This is a genomic window from Labedella populi (assembly GCF_004078655.1).
In the GTDB taxonomy this organism is placed as follows: domain Bacteria; phylum Actinomycetota; class Actinomycetes; order Actinomycetales; family Microbacteriaceae; genus Labedella; species Labedella populi.
In genome coordinates this window covers 337306-357904 of the sequence record NZ_RZNC01000001.1, presented here as the reverse complement: position 1 = coordinate 357904, position 20599 = coordinate 337306, and the positions used below count along the sequence as shown (strand labels likewise).

Here is a 20599-nt window from a genome sequence, read left to right as displayed (position 1 = left end):
CGTCACCCGCACGCGGACGCATCCCGGTCGCCGAGCGCGCGTCTCGTCTTCGACCCACCGCACGCCTCCCACCCTGAACGCGTCGACCGCGAGCCGGCGCGTCCGACTCCCCCGGGTCATCCTCCCCCGGGTCATCCTCGGCTCGATGAGACGTCGCCTGCGTCGTCGACGGACGCTCCGTCGGCGGTCGATGCGGCGGACGGCGCCGCGGGATTGCGGATCCCGAACCACGACACGAGACCGCCGAGCGCGAGGAGCGCCGCCGTGACGATGAGAGCACGGTGCAAGCCGTCGAGGTCGAGGATCGACCCCACGACGAAGCCGACGCACGCGATCGCGATGAGGCCGGCGACACGCGAGACGGCGTTGTTGACCGCGGAGGCGATGCCGGCTTGTGCGGCCGGCGGGGCCCCGAGGATAGCGCTCGTGAGCGGCGCGACCGTGATGGCGAGGCCGAGGCCGAACACCACGAGTCCCGGCAGGACCTGCCACCAGTAGTCGACGGGGTCGCTGATCGTGAGCAGCAGCACATAGCCGAGGGCGCCGACGAGCGGGCCGACGGTCATGAAGAGGCGGGGCCCCAGCCGCCCGGCGAGGGATCCGACACGGCTCGACAGCAGCAGCATGACGAGGGTCGGTGGCAACGTCGCGAAGCCGGCCATGGTGGCCGAGAAGCCCGCGACCTGCTGCAGGTAGATCGCGAGCACGAAGAAGCCGAACGACAGTGCTCCGTAGATGAACGCCGTCGCGATGTTGCCCATCGAGAAGTTGCGGTGGCGGAAGACGCTGAGCGGCAGCATCGGATGCGGGGTCCGCCGCTCCCACGAGAGGAACGCGACGAAGCTCGCGACACCGACCACGAGGCTGAGCCAGACGGCCGGATGCTCGAACCCGAGGCGCGGCTGTTCGATGAGCGCGAAGACCGGGCCGCCGAGGCCGACGGCGCCGAGAACCGCGCCCGTGACGTCGATCTTCGACCGGGCCTCGAGCACCGGGTCCTTCGGGATCCGGCGGAGCAGGATCAGCGTCACGAGGATCGGCAGCACGTTGATCCCGAAGATGAGCCGCCACGACGACGAGTCGACGAGGATGCCGCCGAGGAGCGGGCCGATGATCGCGGCGGTTCCGGTCCACGCCGTCCACATCCCGATGGCGCGACCCTGCGCCGCACCGGAGAACGTCGAGATGATGATCGCGAGCGACGACGGGACGAGCAGCGCGCCGGCGGCGCCCTGCAGAGCTCGGGCTGCGACGAGCAGCTCGCCCGTGGGCGCGACGGCGCACGCAAGGCTCGTGATGCCGAACCAGATGAGCCCGATCGTCAGAATCCGACCGCGCCCGAGCGCGTCCGAGAGGGACCCCGCGAGCAGGATGAGTGCGCCGAGCGTCAGGAGGTAGGAGTCGACGACCCACTGCTGGAGCGCGATACCGCCGCCGAGCTCGTCCACGATCGCGGGGAGGGCGACGTTCACGATCGAGCCGTCGAGGAACGCGACGAACGAGGCCAGGATCGCGACGACGAGCACGTGCCGCTGCGTCGCCGGATCGACGAGGGCGGAGCGGGGATCGATCATGCTCTCAGTATCGGGGTCCGGAGGCGCCGGCGGGTCCCGTCTCGGCTGCTCGTGCCCCACGTACCTCGAGCGTGTCGGAGGGCACCAGCCCGCCCGGAGGCCATTGCCCTTCGATAGACCGCAGAACGCACGAAGGGCCCCCTGCGAACAGGGGGCCCTTCGTGTGAGTGTGATCGGTTCGATCAGCGGCGCGTGTCGTCCGCGTCACGGTCGTAGTACTCGCGGCTGCCGGACTTGGCGAGCCCGCGCGAAACCATGTAACCGATGGTGAGGAGCGTGGCGTAGAGCCACACGTGGTCGGCACCGAAACCCTGACCGTCTTCGTTGTTGTCGACGACGGCGGATGCGATGAACATCGAGATCAGGATGACGACGTAAGCGATGAACTCCGTGGTCTTGAACGCGGCCTTGGTCTCGGTGGAGAGGCGCGCGACGCGGCCGGTGTTGCCGGAGGTGTTGTTTGTCATAGCCCCATCGTGGCACGGATTTACCTAACTAGGTAATATTCACACGGGGTTGACTTTCGGACGATAACCAGGGATGATCTCGCAAGCTGATGCAGAGACACGGCGGACCGAGGAGCAGAGTATCGATGACCGAACAGGACGACCCCCGGGACCACCTCTATGCCGCGGCGCCGCGATCGACCGTCGGCGGGTCCACGATCAGGGCTCTGCAGACTCTCAGCCGCAGCACGCAGGACGCTGACGCTCTCGCGCTCCAGGGTCTCGGAATGGGGCCCCTCGACGTGCGGGCGCTCCTCCACATCATCCAGCGCAATCGCCACGGACACGTGGTCCGCCCCGGCGATCTCGTCACGACGCTGCACGTCACCTCGGCCGCGATCACGAAACTCGTCGACAGGCTCGTCCGGGCCGGTCGCATCGAACGCACCCCTGACCCCCACGATCGGCGGGCCGTCGTTATCACCGCCACGGAGAGCGCCATCGCCGACATCACCGAGGCTTTCGGTCACATCCATTCGCCCCTCGTCGCGGTCGTCGATGAGTTCACCGACGCCGAACTCGCTGTGGTCGCCCGGTTCTCGGTCCGTCTCGCGGCATCACTGAGCCGCGAAACCCATGGAGAGGAATCCACCGGGCCGCTCCCCCTCCTCGAGCCGACGGCCGCCGGAGAGGCCTGAAAGTCGTCAGATGACCTCCGCGCTCCACGCGTCGGGGTTGCCGAAGCGGTGCGCCGTGATCGAGATCGCCTGCTCGTGGAGGAACGGCAGCAGCTCGATGCGACCGGCCTGCGTCACCTCGCCCGAGTAGATCGCGAGGTCTGGGTCGCCGTCGACGGCCCAGGCGAGGGCCGCGTGCAGCGAGCGGCGCGACTCGGCCTCTCCGATGATGCGGACCCGCGGGACCCGCTCCCCGCCGTTGCCGGACTCGTCGCGAGGCGAGCCCGCAGCGACCCGGCCGACCCACTCCTCATCGGTTTCGACGGCGAGAACGATATCGAGGGCGCTGAGCGCACGCAGGATCGGCGTCGGTAGTCCGCGTGCCACGCTGAGCGTGAAGGCCGACCGCGACCGCACGGCGGCGACGACGATGCGCACGAGCTCCCCGAGCTTCGCATCCGGCGTCGCACGGACCGCGACGGGCACCGGGCGGTAGCGCAGGATGTTCCGTTCGAGACCGAGTCCCGAGACGTCCTTCACCTCGCCGAACTCGGTCCCCCAGGCGACGGCGTCGGAGAGGGCCGAGCGGCGCAGCACGTCGAAGTCCTCGTACGCGAGCGACGGCTGCGCGGCCTCGATGATGCTCGTGATGCGGGGGTCGAGCCCGCGGAGGTGGAGCGTCGAACTCGCCGAGCCGACCGCCGAGCGCCAGGAACCGAGGCCGAGCAGGTAGTTGGGCCCGCCCGCCTTCGTGCCCGCGCCCACGGACGAACGTTTCCAGCCTCCGAAGGGCTGGCGCTGCACGATCGCGCCGGTGGTTCCGCGGTTCACGTAGAGGTTGCCCGCCTCGATGCCGCCGAGCCACTCCTCGAGATCGACGGGGTCGAGCGTGTGGAGACCGGACGTGAGGCCGTAGTCGACGGCGTTCGCCATGCGGATCGCGTCCGCGAGGGTGCGCGCGTGCATGATGCCGAGCACGGGCCCGAAGAACTCCGTGAGGTGGAAGTACGAGCCGGGCGCGACGCCTGAGCGGATGCCGGGCGACCACAGCGTGCCCGTGTCGTCGAGTTGTTTCGGCTCCACGAGCCACTCCTCGCCGACGCCGAGCTCGGTGAGCGCGTGCAGAAGCTTGCCGTGCGCGGGCTCGACGATCGGACCCATCTGGCTCGTCGGGTCCTCGGGGTATCCGATCCGCAACGACATCGCGGCGTCGACGAGCTGGCGGCGGAACCGGTCGGAGCGGGCGACGGATCCGACGAGGATCACGAGGCTCGCGGCGGAGCACTTCTGGCCCGCGTGCCCGAACGCGCTCTTGATGACGTCGGACGCGGCGAGGTCGAGGTCGGCACTCGGCGTGACGATGATGGCGTTCTTGCCACTCGTCTCGGCGAGCAACGGCAGGTCGGTCTTCCACGACCGGAACAGCTTCGCGGTCTCCCACCCTCCCGTCAGGATGACGCGGTCGACGGCCTCGGAGGAGATGAGCTGCTGGCCGAGCTCACCCTCCTCGATGTCGGCGAGCACGAGCAGGTCACGCGGGATGCCCGCTTCCCAGAGCGCCTCGCACAGCACGGCCGCGGCCCGGCGGGCCTGCGGAGCCGGCTTGATGATGACGGCGGCACCGGCGGCGAGGCCCGCGAGCACGCCGCCCGCGGGGATCGCGACGGGGAAGTTCCACGGCGGCGTCACGACGATGAGCTTCGGCGGCACGAACACGGCGCCCTGGACACGATCGAGCTGACGGGCGAGCGCCGCATAGTAGTGGGCGAAGTCGATCGCCTCGCTCACCTCGGGGTCCGACTCGGCGATGGTCTTGCCGGTCTCGGCCGCGGAGACCTCGATGAGGCGGTCGCGGTGTGCGGCGAGAGAGAGCCCCGCGCGGTCGAGCATCTCGGCGCGGTCGGCGGCGGGGGTCCGGCCCCACTCCGTTCCACGGGCGACGGCGGCGGCGATGGTCGCCTCGAGCGTCTGAGCGTCCGTGATCCGCGCGTCGAGGATCGTGTCGCGACCGAGCGTCGACCCGGGGACGCGGTCGAGGATCGCACGCCCCCATGCTCGGTTGGCCGGGAGCGACGGGTCCGTGTCCGGCGTGTTGTGGAAGCCCGCGGCGCCGAGACCGGTGCGCTCGATCTTCTCGAAGGTCGCCGTGAAGACACGCGTGGTCTCGAAGGGATCGTCGCCGCGAGAGCGCGAGCTTCCGAGCGTCTCGACCTGACGGGTCAGCCCATCGTCCGGTGTGACGTCCGCCGGTGAAGCGGCCGACGCGAGCTCCGCGGCGGTCGGCGCGGCTCCCGGCGCGAGCAGGGCGCGGAAACCGGCGGAGGGCGCCGAGTCCTCGTCGCCGGGCAGCGCGGGCATCGGCGGGGCCGCGACCCACTCGGCCGCGCGGTTCTGAGTGCGGTTCGGCGTGGGCACCTCGCCGCGGGTCTCGATGAGCCGGTCGACCGAGGCGAGGAAACGGCGCTTCTCGCGGGAGAGCAGCGACGCGTTGCGGTGCAGCTCGAACACGGCGGACATGAAGTTCTCGTCCGACGCGTTCTCCTCGAGGCGGCGGATGAGGTACGAGATCGCGAACTCGAACTCACGGGGGCTCACGACGGGCGTGTAGAGGAGGAGCTCGCCGACCGTCCGGCGGACGGCGTCGGCCTGCCCGGTCGCCATTCCGAGGAGCATCTCGAATTCGACGGCGGACGTGACGCCCCGGCGCTCGGCGAGGAGCCACGCGAAAGCGATGTCGAAGAGGTTGTGGCCGGCGACACCGACGCGGACGGCATCGGTCCGCTCCGGCGAGAACGACCAATCGAGGACGCGCTTGTAGTTCGTGTCGGCCTCGAGCTTGCTCGGGACCGTCGCCTGCTGCCAGCCGTGCACGACGGCATCCACCGTCTCCATCGCGAGGTTCGCGCCCTTCACGAGGCGCACCTTGATGGGGGCGCCGCCCTGAGCACGCCGAGCCTTCGACCAGGCCGTGAGCTCCTGCATCGCGCCGAGCGCGTCGGGCAGGTATGCCTGGATGACGATGCCGGCTTCGAGGTTCCGCAGCTCGGGGTGCTCGAGCACACGCGTGAAGACCGCGATCGTGAGGTCGAGGTCGCGGTACTCCTCCATGTCGAGGTTGATGAACTTGCGCCCCCCGGCCTTCTCCGCGTCGGCCGCGAGGCGGTAGAGCGGCAGCAGGCGCTCGACCACGCGATCGACGGCCTCGTCGAACGACCACATCGACAGCTGGGAGGCGATCGCGGAGACCTTGATGGAGACGTAGTCGACGTCGGGGCGCGCGAGCAGGTCGCGGGTGCCCTCGTAGCGCTTCGCCGACTCCTCCTCACCGAGCACCGCTTCGCCGAGGAGGTTGAGGTTCAAGCGGGTGCCGTCCTGGCGCAGTTTGCCGATCGCGGGACCGAGGCGGGCGGGCGTCGCGTCGACGACGAGGTGGCCGACCATCGCGCGCAGGACGCGACGCGCGATCGGGATCACGATGCCGGGGACGATCGGGGCGAAGAAGCCGCCCGCCGTGATCGCTGCCTTGAGGTACCAGGGCAGGAATCCGGGAGTGAGCTTCGCGACCTTCTGCAGGTTGTACCCCGCGACGAAGAGGGACTCGGGGCGCATGACGCCGTCGACGAATCCGACCGTGAAGGCGAGACCGTTGGGATCCTTGAGCACGCCGGCGAGACGTTGCGCCGACGGATCGACGGGCGCGTCGGCCGACTCCGTGACCCACCGTTCCGCGAGGATCGTCGCCTCGGTCGCGAGGGCGGCGAGGTCCTCGCCTCCGGCCTCGGTGGACCGGTCAGGGGTCTGCTGCGGGATTGACGTCGACATGGCGGGGATCCTCCGGGGGGCGAGCGACTCGGCGGTCGCGTGAGTCCAGTGTGCGGTCCGCCATCGTTCGGGAAAAGTGCACGTTTCCGAACGGTTATCGTCAGTCTCGCCGAACTATAGGATGACGCCATGCTCGACATGCGGAGGTTGCGGCTTCTCCACGAACTGCACTTGCGCGGGACCCTCGCCGCCGTGGCCGACGCCCTCCGCTACAGCCCGTCGTCGGTGTCTCAGCAATTGGCCCTCCTCGAGCGCGAAACCGGGGTCGAACTGCTCCAGAAAAGCGGTCGGCGCGTGCTGCTCACGCCGCAGGGCGAGCTGCTCGCCCGCCGCGCCGGCCGACTCCTCGACGAACTCGAACTCGCGGAAAGCGAACTCGCCGCTTCGCTCGACGAGGTGACCGGAACGGTACGACTCGCGGTGTTCCAGTCGGCCGCCCATGCGGTCGTGCCGTCGGCTCTCGCGCGCGTCGCCCAGGACTTCCCGGAGCTGCGAGTGGAGGTCGTCGAGCGCGAGCCCGACATCGGGCTCTTCGAGGTCTCGGCCCGCGACTTCGACCTCGTCATCGCCGAGCAGTACCCCGGTCACACCCGGGTTCTGCGCCCGGAACTCGACCGCGAGCACCTCCTGACCGACGTGATCCGGTTGGCCGCGCCGCCCACGGGACCCTGGAGGGTGGGGTCGCTCGCCGACGCGGTGTCGCTGCCCTGGGTCCTCGAGCCTCGCGGCACGGCGTCGCGCACGTGGGCGCTGCAGACGTGCCGCGCCGTCGGATTCGAGCCCGACGTGCGCTTCGAGACCGCCGACCTCGTCGCGCACATGCGGCTCATCCGGTCCGGCGCCGCCGTCGGTTTCCTGCCGGACCTGGTCTGGGCGGGCGGACCGGCCGACGTCGCGCTCGTGGAACTCGACGGCTCACCGCACCGGGAGGTGTTCTCGAGTGCGCGGCGATCGAGCGCCGCGCGACCGGGTGTGCTCGCCGTCCGCGGTGCTCTCCGCGACACCGTCGCGGGCTTCACCGCGTGAGCCCCCGAGTCTCCGGGGTTCAGGCCGCGCGGACCTGATACCAGCGGATCAGCTCCCGGAGCGACGGCAGGGAGTCGCTCACGTCGCCGCCGGCCGCGAGAGCCTCGAAGACGTTCCGCAGCCCGGGTGCCGCCGGCTCGTCGTCGGCCTCCACGTGTCCCATCGTCCACGCGGGGAACGTCCGCTCGGGGATCTCCTCCTCGAGCAGCATCCGAAGGCTGGAGTGGCGCGGGTCGGAGGCGATGATGGCCATCCGCTCGCGCAATGCGTCCTCCGGCCCCTCGATGGCCTGGAGGAAATGGCCGCCGTGGTGCAGGAGCATCCCCGAGAGACCGAGTCGCTTGTTGTTCCTCCGGCTGCGGAGGAGGAGATCCACGAGGTACGCCTCGTCGAACGAATCCGAGGCCCTACTCGAATAGACGATCGATAACACCCTGGTCCCCCTACTCCGACGCACCACGCACCGATCGCCACGTTGTTGCTGCTGACAGCCTCGCACACGCGACGGTTCGGCGAGAACGGGTGGCCGGCACGGTGCCGGTCGAGAAGCAGGTCGGTGCTGCCGGCTGAGCCGGCCGCGCCCGCACCGGTGCTCTTGCGCGTCCACGGCCCGATGACAAGGGGCTGCGCGGGTTCCGCCGCTGCCGCCACCATGGAGACATGGGAAAAGCACTCGCGGTCATCCTCGGCGTCCTCTACGGCGGTCACGGCTTCCTCGGGCTCTTCGTCGAAGGCAGTCACCTCCTCGGCATCTTCAACGTCGACATCTTCGTCGACATCCTCTATCTCGTGCTCTCCGTCGCCCTCCTCTCGGTCGGCTTCTTCGCGAGTAGCGGCGCGGCCATCCGCGGCGTGCTCCTGCTGTCCGGCGGCATCCTGATTCTGCTCGGTCTCGCGGGGCTCGTCGACCACACCGTCTGGGGCCTCCTGCCCACGGGCCTGACCCTCATGGACTTCATCGTCCTGTTCGCGCCAGCGGCCGTCGCGGTCATCATGGCCGTCATCCCCGGAACGGAGAAGCCGCTCGTGTCCGGCGGGGTCGCAATCAACTGATCCCCGTCCGGGGGTCGATCCTCCGGTCCCCCTTCATTGGGGCTTCGCATTCTCACCTGATCGGCGTCACTATTCGGGGTGGCGGATCTCTCTCCTTGTAGACGTACCCGTCAGAGGAGAAGGACACATGCCCGCTGCATCAGACGTTCCATGCGACGCTCGTGCCACAGCGTCGCAGATCGTCCAAACACGGCCCGTGCGCCGCCGTGCGGTCGTCACGGCGGTCGCCGTGGCCGCGGTGCTCTTCATCGTCGTCTGCGTCCTCGTCGGGGGCTCGGTCGCGGCACCGACGCACGCCCGAACCTACAGCGAGGCGGCACCGAAGCTCCCCGCCGCCGATAGCCCGATCGGGGTGATCGCCATCCTGATGGCCGTCGCCCTCAGCCTTCTTGCGACGGTCATCGTCCTCCGAATGCTCGCGACGTCGAAGGCCTGGGACGGGGATCTGGCCACCGACTGCGCCGGGGACGAATCGAGCGAGACGCTGCCCTCTTCGAATAGCGCGGGAGCAATCCGCCGCGATCGTGGCGGTCAGCGACCGAGCGGGGTCATGTCCGCGTAGCGGTCGCCTGCCGGCGCGGGGAGCGCCGAGAGCCGTGCGCGCTGCGCGTCGGTCAAGCGCACGTCCGCCGACCCCACGTTCTCCTCGAGGCGCTCGACCCGCTTCGTCCCCGGAATCGGGACGACGTCGTCGCCCTGAGCGAGCAACCACGCGAGAGCGACCTGGGCCGCCGTCGCCCCGACCTCGGCCGCCACGGCGTCGACCTCCTCGACGATGCGGATGTTCGACTCGAGGTTGCCGTCGGCGAAGCGCGGGTTGTTGCGGCGGAAGTCGTTCTCGTCGAGAGCGTCGACGGACCGGATTTCGCCCGTGAGAAAGCCGCGCCCGAGTGGCGAGTACGGCACGAAGCCGATGCCGAGCTCGCGCAGCAGTGGGAGCAGCTCGGCCTCCGGATCGCGCGTCCACAGCGAGTACTCCGTCTGGATCGCCGTGATGGGGTGCACGGCGTGCGCGCGCCGGATCGTGTCGACGGAGGCCTCGGACAGACCGATGTGGAGGACTTTGCCCTCCTGAACGAGCTCGGCGAGCGCTCCGACGGTCTCCTCGATGGGCGTGTTCGGGTCGATGCGGTGCTGGTAGTAGAGGTCGACGTGATCGGTGCCGAGTCGCTCGAGCGAGCCCTCGATCGAGCGGCGCACGTTCTCCGGCGTCCCGTCGACGACGCGCCCACCCTCGGGTGTTGCCTGGTTGCCGAACTTCGTCGCGATGACGACCTCGTCGCGACGACCGGCGAACGCTCGGCCGAGGAGCGATTCGTTGAGGTACGGGCCGTAGATCTCGGCGGTGTCGAAGAGTGTCACGCCCAGATCGATCGCGCGATGCAGCGTACGGATGGACGCGTCGTCATCGAGGCCGGCTCCCGTGTAGTACGCCGACATGCCCATGCACCCGAGCCCCAGGCGCGAGACGGTGAGTGGTGTCGAGTCGCGCTGAGCGGTTCCGAGGGTCGTCGATCCGAGGAGGGAGGGCGTCGTCGCGTCGGTCATACCGGCAGCATAGGCGCGTGCTCCGACATCCGGGACCGGGTGGCGTCGGTTTTGATCCTGGGCCCCGATGTGTCCAATATGTTGCATGCCGATTCCTCAGGACTCCCCCACGACTGAACGCACGCTCTTGCGCGACAACGTCTACGAGAGACTCCGGGACGCCATCGTCGACGGAACGTTCGAGCCCGGCGAGCAGCTCAAGGATGCGGAACTCGCCGCATGGATCGGAGTGAGCCGGACGCCCGTCCGCGAAGCGCTCCTCCGCCTTGCGACGAGCGGCCTCGTCGTCTCTCTCCCCGGTCGCTCGACCACCGTGAGCCTGATCGATGCGCGCGCCCTGCAGGAGGCCCGTGACGTGGTCGCCGCCATGCACGAACTCGCGGTCGGGGAGACGGCCGGGAAGCTCAGCGCGGCCGAGATCGACCGGATGCGCGAAGCGAACCGCCGATTCGAGAAGGCTCTCGCGGAGAAGGACGCGGCGGCCGCGCTCGTGGCGGACGACGACTTCCACGCCGTGCCCGTCGCGGCGGCAGACAACCGTGCACTCCAATCGGTCCTCGAGCACTTCGGACCGCTCGTCCGGCGCGCGGAGCTGCAGCGGTTCCGATCCGACGACGGCGCGGAGTCGTTGCGCATGCACGAACGACTCATCGACTTGTGCGAGGCGGGCGACGTCGAGGGCGCCAAGCGCGTGGCCTTCGACACCTGGCGGAGCCTCCCCGACACGTCAGAGGCGAGTTGAGCGGACCGGCTGGGCAAAGACGGCAGACCGACGTCGGCCGAACCTAGTCGTCGGTTTCGTCCGGCGCGCGTCGGCGTTTCGGAGCGTCCGGGCCCTCCCGGACGGGATTCGAACCCGGGCCGGCTCCGGGTGTCTCGCCGCCGAGGCCCGGAGGCGCCCACGTCGAGCGATCCGGGATCGATTGCTCCGGCGTCGCCTTCGCCCGAGCGGCATCGTCTTCCGAGATGATCGGCATCATCCCGGTCTCCGAGGTCGTGTAGACCTTCCCGAACTGCTCGTCGACGTTCGGTTCGACCCATGCGAGGTCGTCCTTCGAGTGGTCGTACTCGCTGGGCACGAGCGCGAAGTCGTCACCGTACTCCTCGAGGCCGGTGCGCACGCTGTGGCGCACCGCCCGCTCCGCATACGCGTCGCGGAGGATGAGCGGGTCGCGCCGCAGGTCCTTCACCAACGCGATCATCATGCCGGCCATGATCACCCCGAAGGGCAGCGCCGCCACGATCGTCGCGTTCTGGAGCGCTTGCAGCCCCTCCCCGGAACCGTCTCCGGTCGCGAGGAGCACGGCGGCGATCGACCCGACGAGCGCACCCCACAGGACGGTGACCCACCGAGATGGGTCGGGGCGACCCTGCTGCGACAGGGTTCCCATGACGAGGGAGGCGGAATCCGCTCCCGTGATGAAGAAGATCGCGACGAGGACGGCGAGCAGTATCGTCGTGAATCCCGCGAAGGGCAGATTGCCGAGCACCCCGAAGAGTACGTTCTCGGGCGGTGACACCTCGAGGCCGGCCCCGTTCATCTGCTGGTCGATCGCCGTGGTCCCGAAGATCGCGAACCAGAGGAACGAGACGGCGGACGGCACCAGGACCACGACGGAGACGAACTGCCGGAGCGTGCGGCCGCGCGAGATCTTCGCGATGAACATGCCCACGAAGGGGGACCAGGAGATCCACCAGGCCCAGTAGAAGATGGTCCACGCGGAGAGGAAGGCCTGCGTCTGCTCGCCTTGCGAACCGGAACGGCCGATGAGGTCCGGCAGGTCGCCGATGAAGTGGGCCGCGACCGACGGGATGATGTTGAGGATCAGCATCGACGGGCCGACGAAGAACACGAAGAAGGCGAGGACGATCGCCATCACGGAGTTGATGTTCGACAGAGCACGGATGCCCTTCGACACCCCCGAGACCGCCGAGGCGATGAATGCCGCCGTCAGGACGGCGATGACCGCGATGACGAGCCCGTTGCCGAGGTCACCGAGGCCCGCCACGAGCTCGACACCATGACCGATCTGAAGGGCGCCGAGTCCCAGCGAGGCCGCGGTACCGAAGAGTGTGACGATGATCGCGAAGATGTCGATGATCCGGCCCACCGGACCGTTCGTGCGCTGCTCACCGAGGAGCGGAGCGAAGATCGAGGAGATGAGCGGAGTGCGGCCCTTGCGGTACGCGCCGTAGGCGATCGCGCCGCCGACGAGTGCGTAGAACGACCACGCCTGGGGCCCCCAGTGGAAGAGCACCTGCACCTGCGCGGTGTGCATCGCGGCGATCGTGCCGGCCTCGACCGTTCCGGGCGGCGGCGACTCGAAGAACGTCAGCGGTTCAGCGGCACCCCAGAACACGAGACCGATGCCCATGCCCGCGGCGAAGAGCATCGAGATCCATGAGAACACCTTGTACTCGGGTTCCTCGTCGTCCCGCCCGAGCCTGATGCGCCCGTAGCGGCCGAAGCCCACGAAGAGCATGAAGACGAGGACGACCGTCGCGAGGGTCGTGAAGAAGAAGCCCATGTACTCGACCACCCAGTCGAGCGCTGCACTCGCCGTATCGCCGAGGCTGTCCCCGCCGAGGATGCCCCACACGATGAAGGCGACGGCGAAGCCGATCGCGACACCGAACACCACCCGGTCGGTGCGGAACGCCCGGTTGGTCTGCTCGACACCGAGGCCCGGGATCAGCGCCGGGTGGATCTCCGGCGACGACGAATCGTTCGAATCAGGCATGGTTGTCGATCCTCCTCACATCGTAACGATCGGGCTCGTCTGCGGCCGCTCCCGGACCGCCCGGCGCGCGACGGACACCAGCCCTCCGCCGTGCCCGCCGCCGTGTCGCTTCCATCCGTTCCGAGCGTGCGAACCACTGCTGGAGGAGGATGACGATGACGACCGCGGTCGAGAGCTCACCGATCCCCCAGGCTATCCCTCCGGCGAGCGCCTGATCCGCTCGGAGGGACTGCTCGTCCGCCATGGTCACGGCGCGGAAATACCCCTCGGCCAGCACGCTCCTCGTGAAGACCACCACGAAGGCGAAGACCGTATGAGCGACGGCCATCGTGACCACGAGTGGCACCCGTGCGATCTCGACAGGGCGACCAGGGCCGGGGTCGGTGCCGAGGACCAGCCAGAAGAACAGGTACCCCGAGGCGAGGAAATGCGCCTGCATCAAGACGTGCCCCGCTGGGTTCGACATCGCGATCTCGAAGAGGGGAGTGAAGTAGAGGAGGAACAGGCTGCCGGTGAAGATCGTCGTCGCGACGAACGGATGTGTCACGAAGCGGACGGGCGACGAATGCACGGCGGCTACCACGCATCGCCGCATCGACGATGGAACGGTACGCAGCAGGAGGGTGAGCGGGCCGCCGAGGACCAGCAGCATGGGCACCACCATGTTGAGAGCCATGTGCTGAAGCATGTGTCCGCTGACGGTGACCATCGCGTGGACCCCGAGCGGCGTGCAGGTCACCGCGAGGAGCACGAGGATGCCGCTCGCGAAGCTCGCGCTGCGCGCTATCGACCACGGGTCGCCGCGCCGGCGCAGGGTGACGACTCCTCCGACATATGCCACGAGTGAGGGGAACCCCACCACGACGCCGAAGACGTCGAGGCGGAGGAGCGCCGCCACTTCGTGATGCACCTGCGCCCTCCGTTCGGTCAGGAACCAGGCCCAACTAACAGGATGGTTCGCGTCAAGTCAAGCCGTTCACCGTCCCGCATTTTCTTGGAAGCGTGGCCCGCGATCGAGCGATATGCACCGGGAGGCGCCGGATGACGGACGCGGAAAGTGACCACACGATCACGGGCGCGCACAGCGGCATCACTCGTCGGCTCTTCCTCGGCTCGGTCGCCTCGGTGGGAGGGCTCGTCCTCGTCGGCTGCACATCCGACGGCATGTTCGCACCCGACGGAACGAGCACGCCAGGCGCCGAACTCCGGCCGTTCCTCACCGCAGCGGAAAGGACCATCGTCACCGCGATCGTTGCGCGGCTCATTCCCGGAACGCTCGGTGACCCGGGCGGCGTCGAGGCTGGCGCCGTCGACTACATCGACGGCAAGCTCGCCCGTTTCTCCGCCTTCGCGGAACCGAGCTTTCTCGCCGAACCCTACGTTGACGTAATCGAGTCGGGGCCCGTCCCCATCGGCGACGCTGTGCTCACGGTGTCGTCCGATCAGCTCTACCGTTACGGCTACCAGTCGGGCGTCCTCCCGCATGAGCTCTATCGCCGCGGCATCGAGGCGTTCGACGGGTTCACCGTTGCGCGATTCGGCGCCGCTTTCGCCGAGCTGGGACCCGAAGAGCAGGACAGAGCGCTCGACGTCCTCGACCGGCTTCAGCAGGGTTCCCAGGGCGGCGAGAACAGCGACCAGGGCGGCGAGAACACGCCGGGCGGGGCGGGCGGCTCGGGCGGCTCGGGCGGCGGGCCCGACCAGGAGGGGTTCACGGAAGCCCGCTCGGCCTTCGGCGACCTGAACCCCGGTGAGTTCTTCTCGACGATCCGCGAGGACGCCATCGAGGGCATGTTCGCCGATCCGTCCTACGGCGGTAACCGCAACCTCGTCGGGTGGGCGCTCATCGGCTATCCCGGGTACCAACGGGCGTGGACCCCGACGGAGATGCTGCTCGGCACCCGTCGCAAGCCGCAGTCCCTCGAGAACCTCCCCACCATGAACCCGGATCGACATGACGAGCATTCGATCCCGGCCCTCGAGCAGCCGATTGACGGCGTGAAGGACGGTTGACGATGGTGATCACCCACGACCCCGTGGACATCGTGACGATCGGTGCCGGCATGACGGCTTCGATCCTCGCGGCCCGCATCCTCCCGGGGACCGGGCTCTCCATGGTGTCCATCGAGCAGGGCGGCGAGCGCTGGACCTACCCCGACTTCGCTCACAATCACGACAGCCTGAAGTACGAGAACCGCTTCGAGATGATGCAGGACCTCTCCCAGGTCTCGTGGACATGGCGACCGCACGAGGGCGCCGCTGCTCTGCCGATGCGCCAGTACGGTTCGTTCAACCCGGGACAGGGCCTCGGCGGTTCCCTCGTGCACTGGACGGCGCTCACCTGGCGTTTCCATCCGAGCGACTTCCGGTATCGCAGCCACTACACCGAGCGCTACGGTGCGGACAAGCTGCCCGATGAGATGACGGTGCAGGACTGGCCGATCAGCTACGAGGATCTGGAGCCGTACTACGACGCGCTCGAGTACGACATGGGAGTATCGGGTCGCGCCGGCAACCTCGGGGGAACCGTGGTGCCCGGTGGCAACCCCTTCGAGGGTCCGCGGAATCGCGACTACCCGAACCCGCCGCTCGCGGAGAGCCGATTCGGTCGACGGTTCACGGAAGCGACGACCGCGCTCGGCCACCACCCGTTCCCGACACCGGCCGGCATTCTCTCCCAGGGCTACACCGACCCGTACGGAAACGTGCGAGCGGGGTGCCTGTACTGCGGTTTCTGCACTCGCTACGGATGCGAGGTCGGAGCGAAGACGAGTCCTCTCACCACGTGGTTGCCGCCGGCGCTCGCGACAGGGCGGTACGAGGTGCGCACGCGTTCCCACGTCATCGGTATCGACACCGATTCTTCCGGGAGGGCGACGGCCGTCCGCTACATCAACTCCGCCATGGAGGAGCACGTGCAGCCGGCCGAGATCATCGTCTCGTCCTCGTTCATGTTGGAGAACGTCCGCAACCTCCTGATGGCGCGCAGCGATGCGCACCCCGACGGCATCGGCAACGATCGCGGCCAGCTCGGCCGGAACTACACCTACCAGATGTCGCAGAGCCCGGCGAAGGGCCTCTGGGAGGGCGAGCGCTTCAACTTCTTCATGGGCAACGGCTGCACCGTCCCGCAGATCTTCGACTACAACGCCGACAACTTCGACCACAGCGACGTCGACTTCGTCGGCGGCGCCCGCATCTACCCGAACGCCGGTCAACGCGAACCCATCGGATCGGCCCAGACCCTCCTCGACGGCCTCATCGATCGGCAATGGGGCGCCGACTGGAAAGCACAACTCGGCCGCCATTGGGACAGCATCGCGACCATCGGGATCGAGGGCGAGAGCCCTGCTTATGCCGGCAACTTCTGCGATCTCGACCCGAACTTCACGGACGCGTGGGGACTACCGCTCCTCCGGATCACCTTCGACTGGCGCGACAACGAGCGGAACATGTATCGCTTCATCGCCGCGCGCTGCGAGGAGATCATCGACGCCATGGGACCGACGCGGAAGACGACGTCCCCAGAACTCCCCGACTACCGCTACGACCAGTACCAGAGCACCCACACCACCGGGGGCGCGATCATGGGTTCGGACCCCTCGAACAGCGTGACGAACAGCTACGGGCAGGTCTGGGACACGCCGAACGTGTTCGTCACGGGGGCGGCTCTCTTCCCCCAGAACCCCGGCATGAACCCGAGCGGCACCGTCGGCGCGCTCGCCTATCGCACGGCCGACGCGATCCGCGACCGGTACTTCGGCGCACCAGGGGAGCTGCTGACATGAGACGGCTGCTTCTCTCCTTCACGGTGCTCGTCGCTGCCGCAGCCACGTCCGGCTGCGCATCACCGAGCGCTGCGTCCCTCATCTCGGTGGACGACGTGAGCGCCGACCGCGCACTCCCCGATCCCGCGGCGGTCACCGTCGAGACGGGCGCGGAGGTCCGCTGGCGCAACATCGGCGACGGTGCCCACACGATCACCCTCGGCCGCGGAGCCGATGCGATCCTCTCCTCGGATCAGCCGGAGTGGGGCCCCGAGCGGCTGAGTCCGGGCGAGACGCTGTCCCGAGTCTTCGACGAACCCGGAGAATACGTCTACTGGTTCGACGACGAACGGACCGCCGGGACGATCACCGTCGAGGAGCCGTCATGAGGACCGCGACGCGTGCGACCGCAGCCTGGTTCTTCGTCGTCGGAGGGGCCCTGCTCCTCGGGGGCTGCACTGTGGACCCGAACGAGCAGCAGTCGATCCTGGCCCCGCGGGGCGAGCGCGCGGAGGCGGTGGACGGGCTCTGGCAGCTCATGCTCGTCCTCGGCACCGCCGTGTGGGTGATCGTGACCGCCGCGCTCATCGTCGCCGTGCTGCGCCGTCGTCGCAAGGACGATCAGGACCACAGCTCCCGCGGCCCCGACGACCCCGACCCCGCCGATGGCCGACGGCCGTTCTGGCTCATCGCGGCGGCCGGCGCGCTCGTGCCCGCCGTCGTCATCGCCCTCCTCACCGCCGTCTCGGCGACGGTCCTCCGGGATATCGATCCGGAACAGGAGACGGACGGGCCCGTCGTCGAGGTCATCGCCCACCAGTACTGGTGGGAGGTGCATTACCCGGACTACGAGGTCACCACCGCCAACGAGATCCACATCCCGACGGGTGTCAAGGTCCGACTCGAACTCGGCTCAGCCGACGTCATCCACAGCTTCTGGGTCCCCGAACTGAGTGGAAAGGTCGACACCATCCCCGGTCGGACGAACGCCCTCTGGCTCTCGACCGATGAACCAGGGACCTACTGGGGTCAGTGCGCCGAGTTCTGCGGACTCGATCATGCGCTCATGAGGATGCTCGTCATCTCGCATTCCCCTGCCGAGTTCGACGGCTGGATCGCCGCCCAGCAGGAACCCGCTCCACGGCTGCTCGAAGCGAACCCGACGGAATCCGTCGAGCGTGGACAACAGATCTTCATGTCGTCGTCGTGCGTCTACTGCCACACGATCGAGGGGACGGCGGCGCAAGGCGAGGTGGGGCCGGACCTCACGCACATCGCGAGTCGCGAGACCCTCGCCGCCGGCATCCTCCCCAACGACCGCGGCAACCTGGCCGGCTGGATACTCGACCCACAATCGATCAAGCCGGGCAATCAGATGCCGGGGACGGACCTCGACGGTGAGGACCTCCAGTACCTCCTGGACTACCTCGAAAGCCTGGAGTGACGATGACGACCGACACGACGGCGATCGGCCGCGCCAGGGACTTCGAGGAGCTCTGGACCAATCCCCGCGGACTGCGAAAGCTCTTCACCGCGGTCCAGCACAAGGACGTCGGCATCCGCTACATGGTGACGGCCTTCGTGTTCTTCCTCGTGGGTGGAGTGCAGGCGCTCTTCATGCGCGTGCAGCTCGCCCGGCCCGACAACGACTTCCTCGGACCCGAGACGTACAACGAGCTGTTCACGATGCACGGCTCCACGATGATGTTCCTCTTCGCCGTGCCGTTCCTCGAGGGGCTCGCGAACTATCTGCTCCCCCTCATGATCGGGGCGAGGGACCTCCCGTTCCCTCGGGCGAACGCTTTCAACTACTGGTGCTACCTCATCGGCGGCATCATCCTGTACTCCAGCTATCTGTTCGCTCTCGTCCCCGACACGGGCTGGTTCGCGTACGTGCCTCTCAGCCGGGACTTCACCGACCACGCCATGGACTTCTGGTTGACGGGACTCACGCTCGCCGAGATCTCGGCCGTAGGAGCCGCGATCGAGCTCGCGGTGGCCATCCTCGTAATGCGAGCGCCGGGGATGTCCCTCAATCGCATGCCGATCTTCGCGTGGACGATGCTCGCGGTCGCCTTCATGATCATCGTCGCGTTCATCCCGCTCATCGTGGCCTCAACGCTGCTCGAACTGGACCGCACCGTGGGAACGGCCTTCTTCGACGACAGCATCGGCGGCAATCCGCTGCTCTGGCAGCACCTCTTCTGGATCTTCGGACACCCCGAGGTGTACGTCATGTTCCTGCCGGGCGCCGCCATCATCAGTCACGTCGTACCGGCCCACAGCCAGCAGAAGCTCGCCGCGTACCCGCTCGTCGTCATCGCGCTCGCATCCACGGCCGTGATGAGCCTCGGCCTCTGGGTGCACCACATGTACACCGTCGGTCTGCCGTCGATCACGATGTCGTTCTTCACCGCCGCGAGCATGTCGATCACCCTCGCGAGCGGCCTGCAGGTCTTCGCGTGGATCGTCACGCTGTGGCTCGGCAAGCCCCGCTTCACCGTGCCGATGCTCTACGCCCTCGGCTTCATCGTGACCTTCGTCGCCGGAGGCATCACGGGCGTCATGGTGGCGTCGACCGCCTTCGACCAGCAGGTACACGACACGTACTTCGTGGTCGCCCACTTCCACTACGTCCTCATCGGGGGCATGCTCTTCCCGATCTTCGCCGGACTCCATCACTGGTGGGGGATGCTCACCGGCCGCCGGTATTCGGAGCGGGCGGGCGTCGTGGCGTTCTGGCTCATCTTCGTGGGCTTCCACACCACCTTCTTCCCCATGCACCTCACGGGTCTCTGGGGCATGCCGCGACGTGTCTTCACGTACCCGACAGGACTCGGCATCGACACGGTGAACCTCCTCTCGACGGTCGGAGCGTTCGTGATCGCGGCCGGCGTCGTCGTGCTCACCGTCAATCTGGCGCACTCGGCCTTCCGGGGGAGGCCGGCCGTCGACGACCCCTGGCAGGGCGACTCGTTGGAATGGACGACGAGCTCTCCCCCACCGTCCGAGAACTGGCCGGCGGTGCCCATCGTCGCGAGCCGCACCCCCGCCTGGGACGAAGAGGACGACGATCCGCGGTACGACCGCGTGCGTACGGTCTTCGACCACGGACCGACGGCGGTCCGTGCGACCCCGCTGACGACGCCGATCGCCGCCGACCCGGATGCCGCCGTCCACCTCCCCGGCCCCACCTTCTGGCCCATCGTGCCCCCGGTCGGTCTGGGGCTCGTGGCCGCCGCACTCCTGACCGAGTGGTACATCCTCGCCGCCGTGGGTCTCGCGATGGCCCTCGTCGGCTTCGGCGGCTGGGCGTGGTCGAACGAATCAGGCGAGCGGCGACACCTCCACCCCGAGTCCGCGGCGGAGTTCGAGTTCGAACGCTCCGGGCCTCACGCCATCGGCTGGTGGGGGGCGACGTTCACCGCCGCCACGCTCGTGGTGGGCGTCTCGACCCTGGCCTTCTCGGCGCTCTACCTCCAGGTGAACGCCCCGGTGTGGCCGTTCGAGGAGACGGTGGGCCGGCCTTTACTGTTCGGCGGGATCGCCCTCCTGCTGATCCTCGCGACGGCGGCCTCCTGGTGGGGACGGACGTCCTCGCGGGGGTCGGGTCAGAAGCACCGCCACCTCCTCTCCATCGCCGTCGCCGGGGCGGCGGGAGCCGCGGCGCTCGCCCTCGTCGTCGTCGCCTGGACGACGAGCGGACTCGACCCCGCCGACGACGCGTACCAGTCGTCGGCGTGGGTGCTTCTCGCCGCGCAGACGGTCCTCGCCGTCGTCGGGCTCTCGGCGACCGGACTCGTGCTCCTCGGGCGGCTCCGCCATGAGCGGCACTCCCGGGCAGCGATCCTGTCGGAGTACGCAGCGCTCCTCTGGGGCGCGGTCGCGGTCTGCTGGGTCATCACCTGGGTCACGACGGATCTCCTCCCCCTGGCGGTGATCTGA

General features: G+C 68.6%; 17 protein-coding genes. 10 read left to right on the top strand and 7 right to left on the bottom strand.

All coding sequences use genetic code 11. The annotated features are described in order from the left end of the window. Positions 1 to 131: 131 nt before the first annotated feature. Both ELQ92_RS01780 and ELQ92_RS01775 read right to left on the bottom strand, forming a co-directional pair. Entirely contained in the window at positions 132 to 1574 is a 1443-nt protein-coding gene (locus ELQ92_RS01780; RefSeq protein ID WP_128497242.1) for an MFS transporter, read from the bottom strand. A 182-nt stretch (positions 1575 to 1756) separates the two neighbouring features. Continuing rightward, the gene (locus ELQ92_RS01775) at positions 1757 to 2041 is read right to left on the bottom strand and encodes a hypothetical protein (protein WP_128497241.1); all 285 of its coding nucleotides are present in this window, start codon (positions 2039 to 2041) and stop codon (positions 1757 to 1759) included. Positions 2042 to 2166: 125 nt separating this feature from the next. On the opposite strand from ELQ92_RS01775, the gene ELQ92_RS01770 reads away from it, so the two are divergent. Further along, a complete protein-coding gene (locus ELQ92_RS01770; protein ID WP_166426670.1) occupies positions 2167 to 2718 on the top strand; it encodes a MarR family winged helix-turn-helix transcriptional regulator in 552 nt (183 codons plus the stop codon). A 6-nt stretch (positions 2719 to 2724) separates the two neighbouring features. On the opposite strand, the gene ELQ92_RS01765 is transcribed toward ELQ92_RS01770, so the two are convergent. Then, positions 2725 to 6519: a proline dehydrogenase family protein gene (locus ELQ92_RS01765; protein ID WP_128497239.1), complete on the bottom strand. Its 3795-nt coding sequence runs from the start codon at positions 6517 to 6519 to the stop codon at positions 2725 to 2727. A gap of 129 nt (positions 6520 to 6648) precedes the next feature. Here ELQ92_RS01765 and ELQ92_RS01760 point away from each other — a divergent pair, with 129 nt between their 5' ends. Beyond that, complete coding sequence (locus tag ELQ92_RS01760; protein ID WP_128497238.1) at positions 6649 to 7545, top strand: LysR family transcriptional regulator; 897 nt, start codon at positions 6649 to 6651, stop codon at positions 7543 to 7545. Positions 7546 to 7564: 19 nt separating this feature from the next. Here ELQ92_RS01760 and ELQ92_RS01755 read toward each other — a convergent pair whose 3' ends face one another. Then, complete coding sequence (locus ELQ92_RS01755) at positions 7565 to 7978, bottom strand: BLUF domain-containing protein (RefSeq protein WP_128497237.1); 414 nt, start codon at positions 7976 to 7978, stop codon at positions 7565 to 7567. Positions 7979 to 8205: 227 nt separating this feature from the next. Here ELQ92_RS01755 and ELQ92_RS01750 point away from each other — a divergent pair, with 227 nt between their 5' ends. Further along, the gene (locus tag ELQ92_RS01750; protein WP_128497236.1) at positions 8206 to 8598 is read left to right on the top strand and encodes a hypothetical protein; all 393 of its coding nucleotides are present in this window, start codon (positions 8206 to 8208) and stop codon (positions 8596 to 8598) included. A 127-nt stretch (positions 8599 to 8725) separates the two neighbouring features. After that, entirely contained in the window at positions 8726 to 9160 is a 435-nt protein-coding gene (locus ELQ92_RS01745; protein WP_128497235.1) for a hypothetical protein, read from the top strand. Here the strand turns inward: ELQ92_RS01745 and ELQ92_RS01740 are convergent. After that, the gene (locus ELQ92_RS01740) at positions 9130 to 10146 is read right to left on the bottom strand and encodes an aldo/keto reductase (protein ID WP_128497234.1); all 1017 of its coding nucleotides are present in this window, start codon (positions 10144 to 10146) and stop codon (positions 9130 to 9132) included. The genes ELQ92_RS01745 and ELQ92_RS01740 overlap by 31 nt on opposite strands. 85 nt (positions 10147 to 10231) lie before the next feature. Here ELQ92_RS01740 and ELQ92_RS01735 point away from each other — a divergent pair, with 85 nt between their 5' ends. Continuing rightward, the gene (locus ELQ92_RS01735; protein ID WP_128497233.1) at positions 10232 to 10888 is read left to right on the top strand and encodes a GntR family transcriptional regulator; all 657 of its coding nucleotides are present in this window, start codon (positions 10232 to 10234) and stop codon (positions 10886 to 10888) included. 43 nt (positions 10889 to 10931) lie between these two features. Here ELQ92_RS01735 and ELQ92_RS01730 read toward each other — a convergent pair whose 3' ends face one another. Together ELQ92_RS01730 and ELQ92_RS01725 are read right to left on the bottom strand one after the other, a co-directional pair. Next, the gene (locus ELQ92_RS01730; RefSeq protein ID WP_128497232.1) at positions 10932 to 12887 is read right to left on the bottom strand and encodes a BCCT family transporter; all 1956 of its coding nucleotides are present in this window, start codon (positions 12885 to 12887) and stop codon (positions 10932 to 10934) included. After that, positions 12880 to 13797 (bottom strand): cytochrome c oxidase assembly protein, encoded by a 918-nt coding sequence (locus tag ELQ92_RS01725; protein WP_166426669.1) that lies wholly within the window; start codon positions 13795 to 13797, stop codon positions 12880 to 12882. The genes ELQ92_RS01730 and ELQ92_RS01725 overlap by 8 nt, the downstream gene beginning before the upstream one ends. A gap of 131 nt (positions 13798 to 13928) precedes the next feature. Here ELQ92_RS01725 and ELQ92_RS01720 point away from each other — a divergent pair, with 131 nt between their 5' ends. The 5 genes from ELQ92_RS01720 to ctaD are packed head-to-tail and all read left to right on the top strand — an operon-like array spanning position 13929 to position 20599. Next, complete coding sequence (locus ELQ92_RS01720; protein WP_128497230.1) at positions 13929 to 14900, top strand: gluconate 2-dehydrogenase subunit 3 family protein; 972 nt, start codon at positions 13929 to 13931, stop codon at positions 14898 to 14900. A gap of 2 nt (positions 14901 to 14902) precedes the next feature. Then, entirely contained in the window at positions 14903 to 16675 is a 1773-nt protein-coding gene (locus ELQ92_RS01715) for a GMC family oxidoreductase (protein ID WP_128497229.1), read from the top strand. Next, the gene (locus ELQ92_RS01710) at positions 16672 to 17043 is read left to right on the top strand and encodes a cupredoxin domain-containing protein (RefSeq protein WP_128497228.1); all 372 of its coding nucleotides are present in this window, start codon (positions 16672 to 16674) and stop codon (positions 17041 to 17043) included. The genes ELQ92_RS01715 and ELQ92_RS01710 overlap by 4 nt, the downstream gene beginning before the upstream one ends. Further along, positions 17040 to 18098, top strand: coding sequence for a cytochrome c oxidase subunit II (gene coxB, locus ELQ92_RS01705; protein WP_128497227.1), 1059 nt, complete (start codon positions 17040 to 17042; stop codon positions 18096 to 18098). Before ELQ92_RS01710 ends, coxB begins: the two co-directional genes overlap by 4 nt. 2 nt (positions 18099 to 18100) lie before the next feature. Continuing rightward, a complete protein-coding gene (gene ctaD / locus ELQ92_RS01700; RefSeq protein WP_128497226.1) occupies positions 18101 to 20599 on the top strand; it encodes a cytochrome c oxidase subunit I in 2499 nt (832 codons plus the stop codon).

What these genes read in the sequence shown, in the direction of transcription:
- ELQ92_RS01780 (WP_128497242.1), bottom strand. Translation starts at nt 1,574, where the DNA reads ATGATCGATCCCCGCTCCGCCCTCGTCGATCCGGCGACGCAGCGGCAC.
- ELQ92_RS01775 (WP_128497241.1), bottom strand. Translation starts at nt 2,041, where the DNA reads ATGACAAACAACACCTCCGGCAACACCGGCCGCGTCGCGCGCCTCTCC.
- ELQ92_RS01770 (WP_166426670.1), top strand. Translation starts at nt 2,167, where the DNA reads ATGACCGAACAGGACGACCCCCGGGACCACCTCTATGCCGCGGCGCCG.
- ELQ92_RS01765 (WP_128497239.1), bottom strand. Translation starts at nt 6,519, where the DNA reads ATGTCGACGTCAATCCCGCAGCAGACCCCTGACCGGTCCACCGAGGCC.
- ELQ92_RS01760 (WP_128497238.1), top strand. Translation starts at nt 6,649, where the DNA reads ATGCTCGACATGCGGAGGTTGCGGCTTCTCCACGAACTGCACTTGCGC.
- ELQ92_RS01750 (WP_128497236.1), top strand. Translation starts at nt 8,206, where the DNA reads ATGGGAAAAGCACTCGCGGTCATCCTCGGCGTCCTCTACGGCGGTCAC.
- ELQ92_RS01745 (WP_128497235.1), top strand. Translation starts at nt 8,726, where the DNA reads ATGCCCGCTGCATCAGACGTTCCATGCGACGCTCGTGCCACAGCGTCG.
- ELQ92_RS01740 (WP_128497234.1), bottom strand. Translation starts at nt 10,146, where the DNA reads ATGACCGACGCGACGACGCCCTCCCTCCTCGGATCGACGACCCTCGGA.
- ELQ92_RS01735 (WP_128497233.1), top strand. Translation starts at nt 10,232, where the DNA reads ATGCCGATTCCTCAGGACTCCCCCACGACTGAACGCACGCTCTTGCGC.
- ELQ92_RS01730 (WP_128497232.1), bottom strand. Translation starts at nt 12,887, where the DNA reads ATGCCTGATTCGAACGATTCGTCGTCGCCGGAGATCCACCCGGCGCTG.
- ELQ92_RS01720 (WP_128497230.1), top strand. Translation starts at nt 13,929, where the DNA reads ATGACGGACGCGGAAAGTGACCACACGATCACGGGCGCGCACAGCGGC.
- ELQ92_RS01715 (WP_128497229.1), top strand. Translation starts at nt 14,903, where the DNA reads ATGGTGATCACCCACGACCCCGTGGACATCGTGACGATCGGTGCCGGC.
- ELQ92_RS01710 (WP_128497228.1), top strand. Translation starts at nt 16,672, where the DNA reads ATGAGACGGCTGCTTCTCTCCTTCACGGTGCTCGTCGCTGCCGCAGCC.
- coxB (WP_128497227.1), top strand. Translation starts at nt 17,040, where the DNA reads ATGAGGACCGCGACGCGTGCGACCGCAGCCTGGTTCTTCGTCGTCGGA.
- ctaD (WP_128497226.1), top strand. Translation starts at nt 18,101, where the DNA reads ATGACGACCGACACGACGGCGATCGGCCGCGCCAGGGACTTCGAGGAG.